General features: G+C 57.0%; 15 protein-coding genes. 5 read left to right on the top strand and 10 right to left on the bottom strand.

Features of this window, described 5'->3' with window-relative positions; all coding sequences use genetic code 11:
* Positions 1 to 67: 67 nt before the first annotated feature.
* The 4 genes from choW to betA are packed head-to-tail and all read left to right on the top strand — an operon-like array spanning position 68 to position 5,063.
* A complete protein-coding gene (gene choW, locus ABLN87_RS10475; protein WP_170535328.1) occupies positions 68 to 898 on the top strand; it encodes a choline ABC transporter permease subunit in 831 nt (276 codons plus the stop codon).
* A 2-nt stretch (positions 899 to 900) separates the two neighbouring features.
* Positions 901 to 1,923: a choline ABC transporter ATP-binding protein gene (choV, locus tag ABLN87_RS10470; protein ID WP_353009871.1), complete on the top strand. Its 1,023-nt coding sequence runs from the start codon at positions 901 to 903 to the stop codon at positions 1,921 to 1,923.
* Positions 1,924 to 1,956: 33 nt separating this feature from the next.
* Positions 1,957 to 3,408 (top strand): betaine-aldehyde dehydrogenase, encoded by a 1,452-nt coding sequence (gene betB / locus ABLN87_RS10465; RefSeq protein ID WP_417750394.1) that lies wholly within the window; start codon positions 1,957 to 1,959, stop codon positions 3,406 to 3,408.
* A gap of 11 nt (positions 3,409 to 3,419) precedes the next feature.
* Positions 3,420 to 5,063, top strand: coding sequence for a choline dehydrogenase (gene betA / locus ABLN87_RS10460; protein ID WP_353010258.1), 1,644 nt, complete (start codon positions 3,420 to 3,422; stop codon positions 5,061 to 5,063).
* Positions 5,064 to 5,131: 68 nt separating this feature from the next.
* Here betA and ABLN87_RS10455 read toward each other — a convergent pair whose 3' ends face one another.
* The 10 genes from ABLN87_RS10455 to ABLN87_RS10410 all read right to left on the bottom strand — a co-directional run bounded on the left by ABLN87_RS10455 (position 5,132) and on the right by ABLN87_RS10410 (position 15,625).
* Entirely contained in the window at positions 5,132 to 6,625 is a 1,494-nt protein-coding gene (locus ABLN87_RS10455; RefSeq protein ID WP_353009868.1) for a cryptochrome/photolyase family protein, read from the bottom strand.
* A gap of 69 nt (positions 6,626 to 6,694) precedes the next feature.
* Complete coding sequence (locus ABLN87_RS10450) at positions 6,695 to 7,588, bottom strand: metal ABC transporter substrate-binding protein (protein ID WP_353009866.1); 894 nt, start codon at positions 7,586 to 7,588, stop codon at positions 6,695 to 6,697.
* A 2-nt stretch (positions 7,589 to 7,590) separates the two neighbouring features.
* The gene (locus ABLN87_RS10445) at positions 7,591 to 7,926 is read right to left on the bottom strand and encodes a hypothetical protein (protein WP_170535336.1); all 336 of its coding nucleotides are present in this window, start codon (positions 7,924 to 7,926) and stop codon (positions 7,591 to 7,593) included.
* Positions 7,923 to 8,693 (bottom strand): DUF4198 domain-containing protein, encoded by a 771-nt coding sequence (locus ABLN87_RS10440; protein WP_353009863.1) that lies wholly within the window; start codon positions 8,691 to 8,693, stop codon positions 7,923 to 7,925. The genes ABLN87_RS10445 and ABLN87_RS10440 overlap by 4 nt, the downstream gene beginning before the upstream one ends.
* Positions 8,694 to 8,709: 16 nt before the next feature.
* Positions 8,710 to 9,879: an ABC transporter permease gene (locus tag ABLN87_RS10435; RefSeq protein WP_353009861.1), complete on the bottom strand. Its 1,170-nt coding sequence runs from the start codon at positions 9,877 to 9,879 to the stop codon at positions 8,710 to 8,712.
* On the bottom strand, positions 9,876 to 10,544 hold the full coding sequence (locus ABLN87_RS10430; RefSeq protein WP_353009858.1) for an ABC transporter ATP-binding protein: 669 nt from the start codon (positions 10,542 to 10,544) through the stop codon (positions 9,876 to 9,878). The genes ABLN87_RS10435 and ABLN87_RS10430 overlap by 4 nt, the downstream gene beginning before the upstream one ends.
* Complete coding sequence (locus ABLN87_RS10425) at positions 10,541 to 11,002, bottom strand: hypothetical protein (RefSeq protein ID WP_353009855.1); 462 nt, start codon at positions 11,000 to 11,002, stop codon at positions 10,541 to 10,543. The genes ABLN87_RS10430 and ABLN87_RS10425 overlap by 4 nt, the downstream gene beginning before the upstream one ends.
* A gap of 397 nt (positions 11,003 to 11,399) precedes the next feature.
* Positions 11,400 to 13,013 carry an AMP-binding protein gene (locus ABLN87_RS10420; protein WP_353009853.1) on the bottom strand — a complete coding sequence of 538 codons (1,614 nt, stop codon included), beginning with the start codon at positions 13,011 to 13,013 and terminating at the stop codon, positions 11,400 to 11,402.
* Positions 13,014 to 13,029: 16 nt separating this feature from the next.
* Positions 13,030 to 13,839, bottom strand: a complete 810-nt coding sequence (gene dmdD, locus ABLN87_RS10415; protein WP_353009851.1) for a methylthioacryloyl-CoA hydratase — start codon at positions 13,837 to 13,839, stop codon at positions 13,030 to 13,032.
* 22 nt (positions 13,840 to 13,861) lie between these two features.
* The gene (locus ABLN87_RS10410) at positions 13,862 to 15,625 is read right to left on the bottom strand and encodes an acyl-CoA dehydrogenase (protein ID WP_353009849.1); all 1,764 of its coding nucleotides are present in this window, start codon (positions 15,623 to 15,625) and stop codon (positions 13,862 to 13,864) included.
* A gap of 114 nt (positions 15,626 to 15,739) precedes the next feature.
* On the opposite strand from ABLN87_RS10410, the gene ABLN87_RS10405 reads away from it, so the two are divergent.
* A complete protein-coding gene (locus tag ABLN87_RS10405) occupies positions 15,740 to 16,762 on the top strand; it encodes an AraC family transcriptional regulator (protein ID WP_353009847.1) in 1,023 nt (340 codons plus the stop codon).
* Positions 16,763 to 16,793 lie beyond the last annotated feature (31 nt).

Genomic DNA, 16,793 nt, shown 5'->3' with positions numbered 1-16,793 from the left:
CAACTCTGTCTCCGGCCCTTATTTCTCTGTGGGGGTCGGAGATTTTTTGTGATGTGAAAGGGAAACCATGGATTGGCTAGAGGGTTCGAAAATCCCGGTCGGGAAGTTTCTCGAACAGATTTTTTTGTGGGTGCAGAACAAGGGTGCATTCTTCTTTGATGCCTTGGCAACAGGCCTCGAGGCGCTGATTGACGGTATTTTGTGGGTTCTTCAAACCCCCAACCCGCTGATCACGGTGCTTGCATTTACGGCAATATCCTATCTTTTGCAGCGCAATTGGAAGACCAGTTTGCTGGTGTTTCTGTCTTTCTTGTTTGTGATCAACCAAGGCTATTGGGAAGAAACCACCGAAAGCCTGACGCTGGTTCTGTCGGCCTGTGTTGTCTGCATGTCAATCGGTGTGCCAATTGGAATTGCCGCGGCTCATCGCCCGCGATTTTTCAGCTTTTTGCGGCCGGTGCTGGACCTGATGCAGACGCTACCAACCTTTGTCTATCTGATCCCGGCAATCGTCTTCTTTGGCATCGGAATGGTGCCCGGACTGATTGCGACGGTTATCTTCGTTCTACCCGCCCCGATCCGCCTGACCCATCTGGGCGTCTCGTCAACACCCGAGTCGCTGCTCGAGGCCGTGGATGCCTTTGGCGCGACCCCGTTTCAGAAGCTGGTCAAGGTTGAAATCCCGTGGGCCTTTCCGCAGATCATGGCTGGTTTGAATCAAACCATTATGCTGTCGCTGTCGATGGTAGTGATCGCGGCTCTGGTTGGAGCCAGCGGTTTGGGGGTTCCGGTTGTACGTGCCTTGAACCAGGTCAACACGGCGCTTGGGTTCGAAAGCGGCCTTGTCATCGTGGTTATCGCCATCGCGCTTGACCGGATGCTGAGAATGGAGCGCTGACCATGACAACCGCAGTCAAGTTCGACAATGTCTCGATTGTGTTTGGGGACAACCCGAAACGCGCTTTGCCAGAGATGGATCAGGGAAAGGATCGTGCTGAGATCCGCGATCTGACGGGCCAGGTTCTGGGGGTGCACGATTGCTCGCTGACGGTGGATGAGGGCGAGATTCTCGTCCTGATGGGCCTGTCCGGGTCCGGCAAATCAACTCTGCTGCGCAGTGTGAATGGCCTGAACCCCGTGGTGCGCGGCGATGTGCAATTGCGTCATCAGGGATCACTGGTCAACGTGAACCGCGCAGATGCGTCCACCCTGCGATCCATCCGTCAAAGCAGCGTCGCGATGGTGTTTCAGCAATTCGGCCTGCTGCCCTGGCGCAGCGTCCGTGAAAATGTCGGCCTTGGGCTGGAACTGAGCGGCGCACCGCAAAAGGAAACCAAGGACCGTGTGGATCGACAACTGGAGCTTGTAGGCCTGTCCGAATGGGCCGATCTGAAGGTTTCGGAACTGTCCGGCGGCATGCAGCAACGGGTTGGGCTGGCGCGCGCCTTTGTCACCGAAGCGCCAATCCTGTTGATGGATGAGCCGTTTTCGGCCTTGGACCCGCTGATCCGCAATCACTTGCAAAACGAGTTGCTGGAACTTCAGCGCAAACTCAAACGGACGATCATCTTTGTCAGCCACGATCTGGATGAAGCCTTCAAGCTGGGCGACAAAATCGCCATCCTCGAAGGCGGGCGCATCGTGCAAAGCGGGACGCCAAAACAGATCTATACGGACCCGGCGAACGAGTATGTGACGGAATTCGTCAATCACATGAACCCGCTGGGCGTGCTGACGGCCGAAGATGTCATGGGGCCACCCGGTCAGGCTGAAGGGCGCAAGATCCCGGCAGAGATGGCGGTCAAAGACGTCATGTCAATTCTGCCCGATGACGGAACGCCTTTGATCGTCATGCGCGACGGATCGCGATTGGGCGAGATATCGAACACCTCACTGGTCAAAAACCTGTCCGAGCGGTGCTGAACGTCAGCCCCAGCGACATAACGGAATATCACGATGAACTTTCAACCAAAGGCCAGCCATTTTGTGAATGGCGCCTATATCGAGGATGCAAACGGAGCCCCGATTTCCTGCGTCTTCCCGGCAAATGGCGAAGAAATTGCACGCCTGCATTCGGCCACACCCGAGATTGTCGAGCTTGCCGTCAAAAGCGCGCGCGCAGCGCAAACCCAGTGGACCAAACACACCGGTACCGAACGGGGCCGGGTTCTGCGACGCGCCGCAGACCTGATCCGCGCCCGCAACCACGATCTCTCCTGGTTGGAAACCCATGACACCGGCAAACCGCTGCAGGAAACGATCTGCGCCGATGCAACCTCGGGCGCGGATGCACTGGAGTACTTCGGCGGGCTTGCCGCCAGCCTGACCGGCGAACACATCCCGCTGGGTGAAGATTGGGCCTATACAAAACGCGTCCCTCTGGGCGTGTGTGCCGGCATCGGAGCGTGGAACTATCCCACCCAGATCGCGTGCTGGAAAGGGGCCCCTGCCCTGGCCTGTGGAAACGCGATGGTCTTCAAGCCGTCCGAATTCACGCCGCTGAGCGCATTGAAGATTGCAGAGATTCTGATCGAGGCCGGTGCGCCTGCAGGTCTGTTCAACGTCATTCAAGGCTATGGCGATGTAGGCGCGGCGCTGGCCCAGCATCCTGATATCGACAAGGTCTCACTGACGGGGTCGGCCGCGACCGGAGCCAAGGTTTATGCCTCGGCGGCAGCGGGTATGAAGCACGTGACGATGGAGCTGGGCGGAAAATCTCCTCTGATCGTCTTCGACGACGCGTCGCTTGAAGACGCGGTTGGCGGCGCGCTGCTGGGCAACTTCTATTCGACCGGCCAGGTCTGTTCGAATGGAACACGTGTCTTTGTACAATCCGGGATCAAGGACCGTTTTTTGGAGCGCCTGATCGAGCGGACATCTAAGATCATCATCGGCGATCCCAGGGACGAGGAAACCCAGATGGGTCCAATGGTATCGGCCCGCCAACTTGAGATCGTCGAAGGCTACATCGCCAAAGGCAAGGCCGAAGGCGCAACTCTGGCCTACGGCGGCGCACTGATCGACAGAGACGGGTTCTTTGTTCAACCAGTAATATTCTCGGATGTGCACGATGACATGACCATCGCGCGAGAAGAGATTTTCGGTCCGGTCATGTCGATCCTTGAGTTCGAAACCGAAGACGAGGTGATCGCCCGCGCCAATGACACCGAATTGGGGCTGGCGGCAGGTGTATTCACCTCAGACCTGACGCGCGCGCATCGGGTCATTGACCGCTTGGATGCGGGCACTTGTTTCATCAACTCCTACAACGACGCACCGGTCGAAATCCCCTTTGGCGGGATGAAGAAATCGGGCGTCGGGCGCGAAAACTCGAAGGCAGCAATCGAGCATTATAGCCAGCTCAAGACAGTTTTCGTGCGCATGACACCGGTTGAGGCTCCGTACTGATCATGACCAAGCTGAATGCAGATTACATCATCATCGGCGCAGGCTCTGCCGGGTGTGCGATGGCCTATCGACTGTCTGAAAACGGCAAACATTCGGTGCTGGTGATCGAATTTGGCGGCTCGGATGTGGGACCCTTCATCCAGATGCCCGCGGCGCTGTCCTACCCGATGAACATGCCCCTATACGATTGGGGGTTCCAAAGCGAACCGGAACCCCAGTTGAATAACCGGCGTCTGGCGACGCCACGCGGCAAGGTAATCGGTGGATCATCGTCAATCAACGGGATGGTTTATGTCCGTGGTCATGCGCTGGATTATGACCATTGGCAGGATGTCGGCGCTGATGGCTGGGCCTACAAGAACGTGCTTCCCTATTTCAAGCGGATGGAAACCTGGAACAGCGCCGGGCACGGAGGCGACCCGATGTGGCGGGGTACGGACGGGCCGCTTCATGTGACGCGCGGCCCGCGAAAAAACCCGCTGTTTCACGCCTTTGTCGAGGCCGGTCAGCAGTCCGGATACGAGTTGACCGATGACTACAATGGCGAAAAGCAAGAGGGCTTTGGCCCAATGGAGCAGACCGTCTACAAAGGTCGGCGTTGGTCTGCCGCGAATGCCTATCTGAGGCCAGCCCTGAAGCGCGAAAACTGCCGCCTTGTTCGCGCCTTTGCCAAACGGATCGTGATCGAAAACGGACGCGCGACCGGCGTCGAAGTGATCAACGGATCAAAAACCGAGGTTCTGCATGCAAACCGAGAGGTGATTGTTGCGGCCTCGTCCATCAACTCTCCGAAACTGCTGATGCTGTCGGGCATTGGGCCAGCCGCGCATCTGAAACAGCATGGGATCGACGTTGTCGCCGACCGACCCGGGGTTGGGCAGAACCTACAGGATCATCTGGAACTCTATATCCAGATGGCCAGCAAGCAGCCGATCACACTGTACAAACACTGGAACCTATTCTCCAAGGCCGTGATCGGAGCGCAATGGCTGTTCTTCAAAAAGGGTCTTGGGGCGTCGAACCAGTTTGAATCAGCTGCGTTTTTGCGTTCTGACCCGTCAAAAACCTATCCAGATGTACAGTACCATTTCCTGCCCATGGCGGTGCGGTATGACGGCAAAGCCGCTGCCGAAGGTCACGGGTTTCAGGCCCACGTCGGCCCCATGCGGTCGCCGTCGCGTGGGTCGATCCAGCTACAGTCTGCGGACCCGTTGGCTGCACCGGAAATCCGGTTCAACTACATGAGCACCGAGCAGGATTGGGTCGATTTCCGCAGATGTATCCGCATGACACGCGAGATTTTCGCGCAGGATGCTTTCAAACCCTATGTGAAATCCGAGATCCAGCCGGGCGCGGCGCTGCAATCCGATGAGGATCTGGACGGGTTCATCCGCGAACATGCCGAAAGCGCCTACCATCCCTGCGGCACCTGCAAGATGGGCCGGGCGGACGACAAAACAGCCGTGGTGGACCCAGAATGCCGCGTGATCGGTGTGGACGGGCTACGCGTTGCCGACAGCTCGATCTTCCCGCGTATTACCAACGGGAACCTGAACGCACCCTCGATCATGGTGGGGGAAAAAGCGTCTGATCACATTCTGGGCCAAACGCCCCTGCCGCCGTCAAATGCTAAGCCATGGTTGCACACGAGTTGAAAGTCAGAATGCGCACTCCGACATCGGTACGCATAGAGTAGATTGGTAGAAGCAAGGTTACGATTGGATCAGGATAGACGCGCAAGAAAGGCATCCGCAGTCGTAACGTATCGATCTCTTCTCTCTGGCTTCATTCGGGCCGCAGTTCTGCACATCATGGCCCAGCGTGGATTTCGCCCGAGATTGTCCTGATGTTTGATTATGAAACGCCAATACAGGGCATCCCAGACCTCTGACCAAGGCCCTTTGGCCCAATGGCTCATTTTGCGGATGTAGTTTGAGCCACAGAAATAGGGCTTGGTCGTGATTAGCCCGCCATCTGCGTGCTGGCTCATGGCATACGTATTTGGGACCATGACCCAATCGTAGCTGTCCACGAACATCTCCATGAACCAGCGGTAGACGTCGTCTGGATCAATTTCACACAGAAACATAAACCCACCCAAAACCATCAGCCGTTCAATGTGATGGCAATATCCGGTCTGAAGAACCCTCGTGATGGTATCATCGATTGGGCCTATCCCTGTTGTGCCATCATAAAACGCTGTCGGCATCCTTCGGCTGTGTGCCCAATGGTTGGTCGTCCGCATACGTACGCCAAGGTCTTCATAGGTGGCACGCATAAACTCTCGCCAACCAATGATCTGACGAACAAAACCTTCAATGGAATTGAGCGGGATGTCTCGGGATTGCGCATAGTCAAGAGTTGCGTCGATTACTTGTTTTGGGGTCAACAACCCGATGTTCAGTGCGGGCGTCAGGACCGCGTGCCAAAGCCAGTTTTCGCCTTCGACAATTGCATCTTCATAGTCGCCGAACCGATCAAAACGGCGCTCGAGAAATTGGTTCAACCAAATCTCGGCAGCCTCATGAGATGTCGGGTAATACAGCCTGTCCAGTGAGCCATAAGCATTTGGGAAATCTGTATTTATACTCTCTCTTGCAGCGCAATCCAGCGCGCCATGTTCCGGCCAGTCGATCCAAGGCAAACATCCCAGAAGGGCTTTGGGAACTTTCTTGCGGTTGTCGTGGTCAAAGCTCCATTGTCCACCGATTGGTTCATCGCCCTCCATCAAAACATCCAGCCGGCGCCGCTGATGCTTATAGAAGTCGGCCATGAACCAGCGTTTGTGACCACTTCGCCAGATTTCATTGTCTGCCTTAGTATTCAGAAATCCGGGAGATGGACGAATTTCAAGCGTGATACCTGCATGAAGCGCGGCCTTTTGCAGGCGCTTCTCTGCGATGAAGTCTACCGGGTCAGCCATCACAACCGAACTGACACCGTCCTGCGACAGCCCCTGGAACAAGAGACCGCACGCATCTGTTCGCATTTCATAAGAAAAGATTTTGGCATTCAGGCCTTTATCCAGCAGGTTGCGGTGGTATCGGGACATGCTTGCACGGTGCAACCAAAGCTTTTGCTTGTGCATCTTTGCCGGGTACTGTGCGTCGCCAAAGAACAGAGGATCCTCAAACAAGATCACGCGTGCCGAAGCGTCGACTAATCCTGGATGGTCGGCATAAAGCTGATTGGGAAGAATGAGTGTCGCCGCGGTCAATCCATATCTCCAAGCTAGAAAGTCATTGGTCCTAGCTGGCGCACACCTGTACAGGCGTAGAATGTTGTGTCAGTTCGCCAATGCCGTCGATAGGGCAAGAACCGAATCTTCGTAGCTGTTCATTAAATCTGCACCCTCCGGCCTATGGACAAGAGGTGGGAAGACCACATTCTGCATCCCCAGCTCTTCCACAGCCCGCAACGCTGCCATTGGTGGATCTGCTTCCCAGATCAATACCTCTGCACCTGTCTGTTGTTTGAGATCAAGCAGTTCGGCCAATTGCTCCGAATTTGGAGCGGCCCCAGCCTCCCACTCAAGCGATGCGATTTCCAGACCGTAGCGGCGACCGAAATACTGATACCTTGGATGCGTCGCGATCAGGGTGACATTTGTACCACCCGCAAGCAGCGATTGGGCTGTTTGATCCAACGCCAGCAACTCAGCGCGGAGTGTATTGAGCCGGGTAGCAATCTCTTCAGGCGGGGCCAGCGCACGCTGAGTTGCGGCCTTCGCAATTGCCTCCGACTGCGTAATCGCCAAAGTTGGATCAAGCCAGGTGTAGGATGCCAATCCCTCATGCGAGTGTTCTCCACCCTCACCATGGCTGTGGGTGATACTTTCGGTAGCGATGAATCGGTCCTCAAGCGTGGCAGAGGTGTTGACCAACCGGGATCGCGGCAGAGACACGCGATCAATCCAAGTGGCAAAGGCGGCACCGTTCAGAAGGATCAGGTCTGCCGATTGGATCATACTGATATCGGCGATAGAGGGCCGCCAAAATGAGGGATCGACATCTGCGGGTACGGGAAACACCACATCTGCGGCATCCCCTAAAAGGCGTTCGGCAAAATACTGCAACGGATAGTTAACTGCTACAATTTTTGACCGTTCTTGTGCGGTAGCAAACGTGGCCACGAGCAGACCCAGAACCATCAGCGCACCACACGTGAGCATCCTTTTCATGATCAACTCCCGCATTTCCGTGCGATATCTTCGGGCGTGACAATCCAGTAGTTATCGTGGCCCCCGGTATCAACCTCGATCACCAGACCGGTTGAATGATCAACGCTGCTGAGGGGGATATGCGCCATGCCGTCACTGTCAACCGAGAGGGTTTGCAGCAAAGCATTCTGCCCATCCAATACGCGCACCTCACCCTTTTGGGCGGGTTTGCCGTTCGAAAACTTCGCTTCAACCGTTACCATTTTGCAATCGACCGAGGCGAAAACGACAAGTTTGTGCGCAGCCGCAGCCAAGGGGGCAGCGGCGCATAGGGCGGCTAAACCAAGTGTTCGGATCACTGACCTGTCCATTCCTCGAAAAGCACCCACAGAACTGCGCCCAGTTCGACAGCCTTGTCTTCACCGTCCTGAGGCAAGGTATAGTCCGCTGTATTGAGCGCAGCAAAACCCCACCAGCCATCGGATGGCGCCGCATAGGTAAAGACACCATCTGCGTCTGCCTTGACTGTCTGCGTGATCATCAACTCATCCGGCGCGGTTGCACCGGCGCCATTGTTGAAGAACTCTACCTCAACTTCGGCATAAGGTACGGGCGTCCCATCCATCTTGACGATACCCTGAAAGACATTGTGCTCCCACAGACCAAACGGTTTAGACAGGGGCACAATCTCGGTCTTGAGACCAAGCTCGGAATCCCAACCCTCATCATCTCCGTAAGCCGTTACATAGGTTTTGGTGTAGTGAATGATGAAAGCATCTTCAGCGGGTTCCCAATAAGGTTTGGGTTCCATCGCAAAGATGTAGGTGCCCGGACGTTCAAGCGGGAAATCGAGCGTATACCCTCGTTCATCCATAACAGTGGCACCCTCAAGGCTGCTCAGGATGTCTGTTGTTTGCCCTTCATGGGTGACGGTAAAGGCTGCAGGTTTTTCCAGTGTCATCCCGTCCAGTTCAAACGGATGTGAGAAAGACATGGTCAAGGATAAGCTGCGGCCATCTTCCTGACTGATCATCGGATCATTCGGGATGATCATACCATAATGGGCAAGCGCAGGTGTGACAGCAACGCTGCCTGCCAATGCCGCCAGAAGAATATGCTGTTTCATAGCCTTTCCTTTCTGATCATGTGCCGAGCGAGAGCAGCCAGCCCACCCAGGTCTCAGCATGTCGTGACACCAACGCAGCACCAAAGGCCGCGATACACCCTGAAATGAACAGCAGAGTGACTGTTTCGGCTGCCAGCAGACGCAAAACCATGCCCTGCCTGGCCCCCAACTTGACGGCCGTCGCAATCTCTTTTGCGCGCAGCCGATAGCTAAGGAAAACGGCCAGCCCAACGGCGGCAACCGCCGCCACCGCGATGATCGCCGTCACCACGTCCAATAGTGATTTGATCCGAAATATCCGATCGACCAGCCCTTGTATGACCTGCGCCGGTTCAAACAGTTGGCTGGGATTTTCGCCGTCCAGATACCGCCCTTTCAGGATCGTGGCCGACCGCCGGTCACTCGGGACCAAGATCACAGCAGTGGCTGGAAACTCAGCCTGTGCCCCATGAAAATGAAAGCTATCGATATTGTCCGGCGTGATACGCTGATATTGCACCACAGCTGCATTCGCCAGCGCATCAGTCCCTGCTGCAATATCTGCGGCGGTCACTACATCCTCGTGGCCATGCCCAATCCCCTGGATCACCCAAGCCGTTTTGATATCAACAAAAATCGCTTGATCGTCTGGCGTGTTGGTCGGAGCCAACACCCCGACTATTGGCATCTCCAGAGGGTAAACACCATCGAGGTCGAACAGGTTCTCGGGCGCGGAGACTAACACATCGCCCATGCCCTTCCCCAAGTCTTGGGCCACTTGCGCCCCGATCACCGCTTCCCCCAGAAAGGACAGACCCCTCCCATCGGCAAGTGTCAGATTCCTGAACTCAAAATAATCGAGTGTCGTACCTACGATCCGGAACCCGCCAGACGAAAACGCGGTATGGACCGGGATGGGAACAGCCAAATTGCTGTCCCAGATCACATCCACCTCGCGCATTGCGGTGGGATCAGGGCGTTCATCTGAGAAATAGAGGGCAGCCATTGTCAGATCCAACCGCGATCCACGATTGCCCAACAGCAGTGGCGTCGCCTCACCCCGCGCAACCAAGGCGGTCTGGCTTGTGGACAGTAAGATCTGCGTGGCTGCCGGCACAAACAGGATCAACGCCGTCGCAATCACTAGCACAAGACTGCGTGCCCAATGATAACGCAGATAGGAAAAGGCGAGGTAGAGCGCATTCATACCTCGGCCACCTCGCGATATTGCGCAAAGTCGATAACACGTTCAAAACGCGGTAAAAGCTCGTGATCATGGGTCACGGCCAGAACCGTTGTCCCTGCAGTGGCGGCTTGCTCGAACAGCAAATCCAGGATGCGTCCTTTGCTTTCAGGATCCAGATTGCCGGTCGCCTCATCAGACAGGATAAGCTTGGGCTGGGTCACCAAAGCACGGCAGATGGCGACGCGTTGCTGTTCCCCTTGGCTAAGGGCTTCGGGATGCCTGTCCAGCTTATCACCAATACCACTGGCCTCCGCCAAAGCCTCTGCCCGACCCCGCGCCGCGGAATCCAGTTTGAGCGCGGGTGTAATGCGATAGGGATACAGGATGTTCTGCCGTGCGGTCAAATAATCCAGCAGAGCAAAATCCTGAAAAACGAAACCGATATGGCTGGCGCGAAACCGACGACGCGCCGCATTTGGCAATCCCGAGACATTTGTTCCGGCCACCTCGATACACCCTGTTTCAGGTGTCAGAATACCCGCGATCAGGTTCAGCAGGGTTGTCTTTCCACTGCCGCTTGGCCCAACGATGGCCAAACGTTCACCCTCGGTCAGGGATAGTTGCGGCACCCGCAGGCGAAACGCGCCGGAACTGTACCTAAAGCTAAGATCTTCAACCCGGATCATTGATTTTCTTCCGAAACCTGAAAAACCTCACCCGCACTGTCCCGACTGACCTCAAGCAAGTCGAAATCTGTAATCCGCCATGCACCATCAATCGGAGAGATCGACAAGGCGGCATAATAGGTATTACCGCGTACATGAAGGTGATCAGCGTGACCGACCGTTCCAATAACCTGCCATGTTGCATCGACCTCAAGCGTCTCATCACTTTGCGTCACGAGGCTGTCCAATAGGCTGATTTCGTGGATGGTCTGATCCGCTTGATCCAGCCCATTCCCTTCCATCGCACCAACCCGTTCGAGGTAAAGATACTCCAGCGCGTCGCCATGCGTGACCTTTGCCAACTGGTCATAAATGGTGTCTTCTTGAGTCTGCGCGAAGGCCTCGTAGATCACGATCAATAACGCCGGTATCAACTCATCTGATAGCTCGTAGGCAACCGGAACTGTCATACCAGGCATGTTTGGTACCGAATAAGCCCCGGGTGGCAATGCATCTGCCGATCTTTCAGACGATAGAAAAACAAAGCCCGTAATTCCGCCAACGCCCAAGGCAAAAACTATGGCTAACAGAACGTTCTGACCCATGTATCCAAATCCCAGCTTAATCCAATTACGTTCCAGAACATCGATTGGATCGATAATAAAAGTCCTGACCCGTATCGGGTATTGCACTGCATGGCTTTCTTATCGACCACCCTGCCCAGCGACCATCGAAGCGGCGCGCATCTACGGCTGAGACCAGTCATTGGCAAAGCTAGGGCTAGGGTCAAGCGGTTCTGATCAGCGACCTTCACCGCTGATCGAAGATTTCATGATTCATTAGACTGCGATCCTTAGCTACGACGTGTACCGGGTCTCAAAGAGCGAGTGTTTTGACGCGGTCGCGCAGTTGGAACTTCTGGATTTTGCCAGTTGAGGTCTTGGGAAGCGTTTCGAAAACAACCGCTTTTGGCGCCTTGAACCCGGCCAGATGATCGCGACAGAAGTCGATGATGTCCTCGGCGGTTGCCTCGGCCCCGTCGCGTAATTCGATAAAGGCGCAGGGGACTTCGCCCCATTTGTCATGCGGCATTGCGACCACGGCCGCGGCCTGAACCGCGGCATGGCGATACAGCACCGCTTCAACCTCGACAGATGAGATGTTTTCGCCGCCCGAGATGATCACATCCTTCAGGCGGTCGCGGATCTGAATGTAGCCGTTTTCATGCATCACCGCTCCGTCGCCGGACCAGAACCAGCCGTCCTCGAAGGCGTTCGAGCTCGCCTCGGCGTCTTTGTAGTACCCGGCCATGACCGTGTTGCCCCGAATGGCAATCTCACCTTGTGTGGCACCATCGCGCGGCACCGGCGCGCCGCTGTCGCGGTCGATCACCGTGACCTCTTCGACCATCGGAAAAGCGATGCCCTGTTGTGCCTGCAATTCAGCCTGTTCCGCTGGGCTGAGATCGTTCCACTCTTCCTGCCAGAGGCATTGTGAGATGTGGCCGTAAGTCTCGGTTAGGCCATAGACCTGCATGACGTCAAACCCCATCGCGCGGGTTTTTTCCAAAACCGAAGGGGGCGGAGGCGCGCCGGCAGTCAGCACGCGGATTGCGGGATCAAACGGGGCGGAGGCGCTTTCGGCCTCTGCCAGCATTTGCAGCACGATGGGGGCGGCACCGAAATGGGTCACGCCATGGGTGCGGATCGCCTCCAGAATACGGTCTGCGGCGGGGATGCGTGTAAAGACAACCGTCCCTCCTAGCATCGCCATCAACCAGGGATGGCCCCAGCCGTTGCAGTGGAACATCGGCACGACGGACAGGTAGACCGGATAGGGTGGCATCTGCCATGCTGTGCCCGTACCCAACGCCATCAGGTAGGCGCCACGGTGGTGATAGACGACGCCCTTGGGGCGGCCCGAGGTGCCCGAGGTGTAGTTCAGCGCAATCGCGTCCCACTCATCATCGGGCAGATCGATCGGCAGGGGCGGGGCCGTCGTAAGCGCCTCATAGGTCTGGCCACCCAGGCTTTCACCGGTGGCAGCGGGATCGGCGATCTCGACTACCGGTATCGTCCGGCCCAGCAGATCAAAGGCTTTCGACAGAAGCGGCACCATTTCCCGGTCCACGATCACCAGCTTGGTGTCCGCATGGTCCAGAATATAGGCGATGGTTTCGGGCTCGAGCCGGGTGTTGAGGGTATTCAGCACTCCTCCGGTCAGAGGCAGGGCAAAGTGCAGCTCAAACAGTTCCGGGATGTTCGGGCTGAGGACCGAGACCGTATCGCCTTTCTGCACGCCAAGCGCGGTCAACCCGCTGGCCACCGCGCGAATGCGTGCGGCGGTTTCTGACCAGCTTCGTCGGATGTCACCATAGATAACGGCCGTGCGTGCGCCGTGCAGGGATTCGGCGCGGCGCAGGAAGGACAAAGGTGACAAAGGCACATGATTGGCCCCTGTCTTCTGAAGAGCTTCGAAATGGTGACGCATCCGGGTCCCGCCTGTCTTAGCTGTTGGGCCGCACGCGGGCGGCGGTCTTGTTGGCAAAGGCTTCCAACCGTTCGCGCGCGGCGGGCTGGGTGTTGACGACACCGCCGACTACGGCTTCGGCATAAGCTGCATCCATTCCGGACATGTTGTTCAAATGGCTGATCGCCGAGCAGATCGCAAAATTGGTCAAAGGCAGGTTCTGCGCGATTTGTTCCGCCAGTTCCATTGCCTTGGCCATGCTGCCGCCGTCCTCGGTGATGTACTGCGCCAGCCCCAGATCGACGGCCTCTTGCCCCTGATAGACGCGGCCGGTCAGGATCATATCGATCATGCGGTATTTGCCGATCATATCCGAAACGCGGATGGTTGCGCCCCCGCCCGTGAAAATCCCGCGCTGTCCCTCGGGCAACGCGAAATAGGTGCCGGGATCAATGACGCGGATATGGGCTGCGCTGGCAAGCTCTAGCCCGCCGCCCACCACCGCGCCTTTCAGGGCGGCGATGATCGGCACGCCGCCATATTCCATCTTGTTGAACGCCTCGTGCCAGCGCAGGCAGACATGCATGAAATCATCGGGGCTGCGGTCGGCCTTCCAGTGTTCAACCAGATCCAGGCCTGCGCAGAAGTGATCGCCCTCGCCGGACAGCACCACAGCCCGCACGCCAGCCATACGCGCGCCGCTAAAAAAGCGGATCAGTTCTTCGATCGTGGCCACGTCCAGTGCATTGCGCTTGGTCGGGCGGTTCAGGGTCACGACGAAGAGGCCGTTATCACGCTCGGAAATCGCGAGGTTCTCATAGCTGGCGGGGTTCACGACATCATTCATGTTGCGGATCCTTTTGGAAGCTTTATTCAGGGAAGGCCGCGTCAAGCAGGCTGCGCGCGCCGTGCAGGATACGGGTGTGTTCGGAACTGCAATCCGGCAGGATGTGCTGCGCAAAGAACAGCGCGGTGGCGATCTTCTGGGTCATGAACTGCGTGTTCTGCCCATTGTTCAACGCTGCCTGCGCCGGGGTGACACCTTTTGCCAGTTTCCAACCCGCCGCAAGCGTACCTGCCAGCATCAGGAACGGGACTGAGCCCGCAAAAGCGGCGTCGATATCTTTGCGACTGTGTTCCAATAGCCATTCCAAGGCGGCTTCAAACGCGCCGCGTGCCTGCGTAAGGCTTGCACCGATGGCTTGTGCGGTGGCGTCGCCCTTTGCAAGCTCGGCCTCAGTTGCCGCAATGCGCGCGGCGAACCGGCGGGCGGTCTCTCCTCCGTCGCGCATGACTTTACGGCCCAGAAGGTCGTTGGCCTGAATGGCGGTGGTGCCCTCGTAAATCGGCAGAATGCGAGCGTCGCGGTAGTGCTGTGCGGCTCCGGTTTCTTCGATAAAGCCCATGCCGCCGTGGATTTGAACGCCCAGCGAGGCAACCTCGACCGCGCGTTCCGAGCAGAAGCCCTTGACCAACGGAACCATGAACTCGGCCAGGGCAGCCATGTCCGGATCATCCTGATGGTGTGCGATGTCCAGCAGCCCGGCTGTGGCCGCCGCCATGGCCCGCCCGCCTTCGGTCAGGCTGCGCATCCGCATCAACATGCGGCGCACGTCGGGGTGTTCGATGATCGCCACAGCGTCCTTGACCTGACCATTCACAGGGCGGCTTTGGACCCGGTCCCGCGCATAAGCCAAGGCGCGCTGATAGGCACGTTCTGATGTCGCGATACCCTGAACACCAACCGAAAAGCGCGCGGCGTTCATCATGATGAACATATATTCCAGCCCGCGGTTTACCTCACCGATCAGGAAGCCCGTGGCGTCTTTGAATTCCAGTACCGCCGTCGGGCTCGCACGCACGCCCAGCTTGTGTTCGATGCTGACACAGTTCACCGAATTCTCGGCCCCAACCGAGCCATCCTCTGCCACCATCTTCTGCGGGACGATGAACAAACTCAGACCCTTCGGTCCGGCGGGCGCGTCAGGGGTGCGCGCCAGAACCAGATGGATGATGTTCTCGGTCAGGTCATGCGCGCCATATGTGATGAAGATCTTGGTGCCGGACACGCCATAGCTGCCATTTTCGCGCCGCACCGCCTTGGTCGAAACACGACCCAGATCGCTGCCCGCCTGTGGTTCGGTCAGGTTCATCGTGCCCGACCAGCGTCCGGCAATCAGCGGCTCTAAGTAAGTGGCTTTCTGCGCGTCCGAACCTGTCAGCAACAACGCCTCAATCGCACCGTCGGTCAGTAGGGGACACAGGCCAAAGCTCATGTCGGCAGCGTTCAACATCTCGACCGCCGCCGCGCCGACTGTTCGCGGAAGCCCCATGCCGCCGTATTCCACAGGATGGGTCAGCGCCTGCCATCCCATTTCGACGAATTGTGCATAAGCTTGCGCATCCCCTTCAGGCATCGTTACCCGCCCGTTGTCGAACCGGGCACCCAATGTATCTCCGATATGAGATAACGGCGCGATTTGTTCACTGCAGAACCGGGCGTAACCATCCAAAGCAGCCCCAATGTCCGCCAGATCATAGTCCGAATACACCGCCAAGGAGGATACCTGATCCCAATGCGAGAGGTGTTCAATACAAAACATCAAGTCCTGCACGGGCGGTTGATAGGACATGACTGCCTCCTCCTCTCGGCAACTATGGTTTCACGTCATATATCTGTGCCAAGACTTGCAGATAAGCTCATATCTTGACAAGCTTGTATCCGATTGCGCCAAACTATAGTTGCTATGTCTCGTCCCGACCCCATCTCTCTGACCACCGTATCGGCGGGTTTTATCCAAGATTGGCTGGACGCCCTGACATCGTGTTGCACCCCGCCGGAGATGTCCTCTCTGCTGCAGCGCTCGGGCCTGCAACCCGGCCCAATGGCATCGACCCAGCGCGTTACGCTCGACGAGATCGCACAGCTCTATCAGTTGGCCGCGCCCGAGACCGGCGACGAGATGATGGGATTGTGGAGCCGCCCAATCCGCCCCCGCGCGTTGCAACATCTCGTGACCGTGCAGCGTGAGGCGGGCAGTCTAACTTCGGCCCTGTATCGGTTTACGACATTCTGGAACCTGTTGCTTGATGATTTCCGGTTGGTCCTGGATACCGAGCCCGATCAGGTGGAGCTGAAGCTGACCCCCTATCTGGATCACACCCGACCACAGCGCTTTGGTCATATGCTGTTACTGAAACTGGCGCATGGACTTTTATCTTGGCTCGCCGGGGCAGAGACGCCAGTAAAAACCGTGCGTTTTGCCTTTCCCCGTCCCGATTTTGCAGCCGACTACGCCGTAGTCTTCCCCTGCCCGGTTGAATTTGACGCGCGGCAGACAAGCATTTTATTCGATCCCAGCAAATTCAACCGCCCAATTGCCCGCAGTTCTGCCGAAGCATCGGTTTTTCTTCAGCGCGCGCCGCTTGATTGGATTTTCACCGGTTCACGCGCGCATACCAGCAGCTTGCGGGTCCGCGCCTTTCTATACAGCGCATCCTGGCAAACCTGTCAGCTGCCGGATGCTGCCCTTGCCCTGCGAATGACACCCCGCACACTGAACCGGCGGTTGAGCGAGGAAGGCACATCTTTTCAGGATATCAAAGACGCTTTGCGCCGCGACATCGCCATACGTGCCTTGCAACAGGGACAGGATAGCATCGAGCAGATCGCCTATGAGACCGGCTTTTCTGCGCCAGCGAATTTTCACCGGGCTTTTCGGAAATGGACAAACCGGACCCCCGGGTCCTACAAGAAGCACACTCCTTAAAAGCACCAACCTTCAAGACCATCTGCCCCGA

It is taken from the genome of Ruegeria sp. SCP10 (genome assembly GCF_040329495.1).
Lineage (GTDB): Bacteria > Pseudomonadota > Alphaproteobacteria > Rhodobacterales > Rhodobacteraceae > Ruegeria.
The sequence above is the reverse complement of the archived record's forward strand: the minus strand, read 5'-3'. Positions and strand labels throughout refer to the sequence as shown.

What these genes read in the sequence shown, in the direction of transcription:
- choW (WP_170535328.1), top strand. Translation starts at nt 68, where the DNA reads ATGGATTGGCTAGAGGGTTCGAAAATCCCGGTCGGGAAGTTTCTCGAA.
- choV (WP_353009871.1), top strand. Translation starts at nt 901, where the DNA reads ATGACAACCGCAGTCAAGTTCGACAATGTCTCGATTGTGTTTGGGGAC.
- betB (WP_417750394.1), top strand. Translation starts at nt 1,957, where the DNA reads ATGAACTTTCAACCAAAGGCCAGCCATTTTGTGAATGGCGCCTATATC.
- ABLN87_RS10450 (WP_353009866.1), bottom strand. Translation starts at nt 7,588, where the DNA reads ATGAAAAGGATGCTCACGTGTGGTGCGCTGATGGTTCTGGGTCTGCTC.
- ABLN87_RS10440 (WP_353009863.1), bottom strand. Translation starts at nt 8,693, where the DNA reads ATGAAACAGCATATTCTTCTGGCGGCATTGGCAGGCAGCGTTGCTGTC.
- ABLN87_RS10435 (WP_353009861.1), bottom strand. Translation starts at nt 9,879, where the DNA reads ATGAATGCGCTCTACCTCGCCTTTTCCTATCTGCGTTATCATTGGGCA.
- ABLN87_RS10430 (WP_353009858.1), bottom strand. Translation starts at nt 10,544, where the DNA reads ATGATCCGGGTTGAAGATCTTAGCTTTAGGTACAGTTCCGGCGCGTTT.
- ABLN87_RS10425 (WP_353009855.1), bottom strand. Translation starts at nt 11,002, where the DNA reads ATGCCTGGTATGACAGTTCCGGTTGCCTACGAGCTATCAGATGAGTTG.
- ABLN87_RS10420 (WP_353009853.1), bottom strand. Translation starts at nt 13,013, where the DNA reads ATGCGTCACCATTTCGAAGCTCTTCAGAAGACAGGGGCCAATCATGTG.
- dmdD (WP_353009851.1), bottom strand. Translation starts at nt 13,839, where the DNA reads ATGAATGATGTCGTGAACCCCGCCAGCTATGAGAACCTCGCGATTTCC.
- ABLN87_RS10410 (WP_353009849.1), bottom strand. Translation starts at nt 15,625, where the DNA reads ATGTCCTATCAACCGCCCGTGCAGGACTTGATGTTTTGTATTGAACAC.
- ABLN87_RS10405 (WP_353009847.1), top strand. Translation starts at nt 15,740, where the DNA reads ATGTCTCGTCCCGACCCCATCTCTCTGACCACCGTATCGGCGGGTTTT.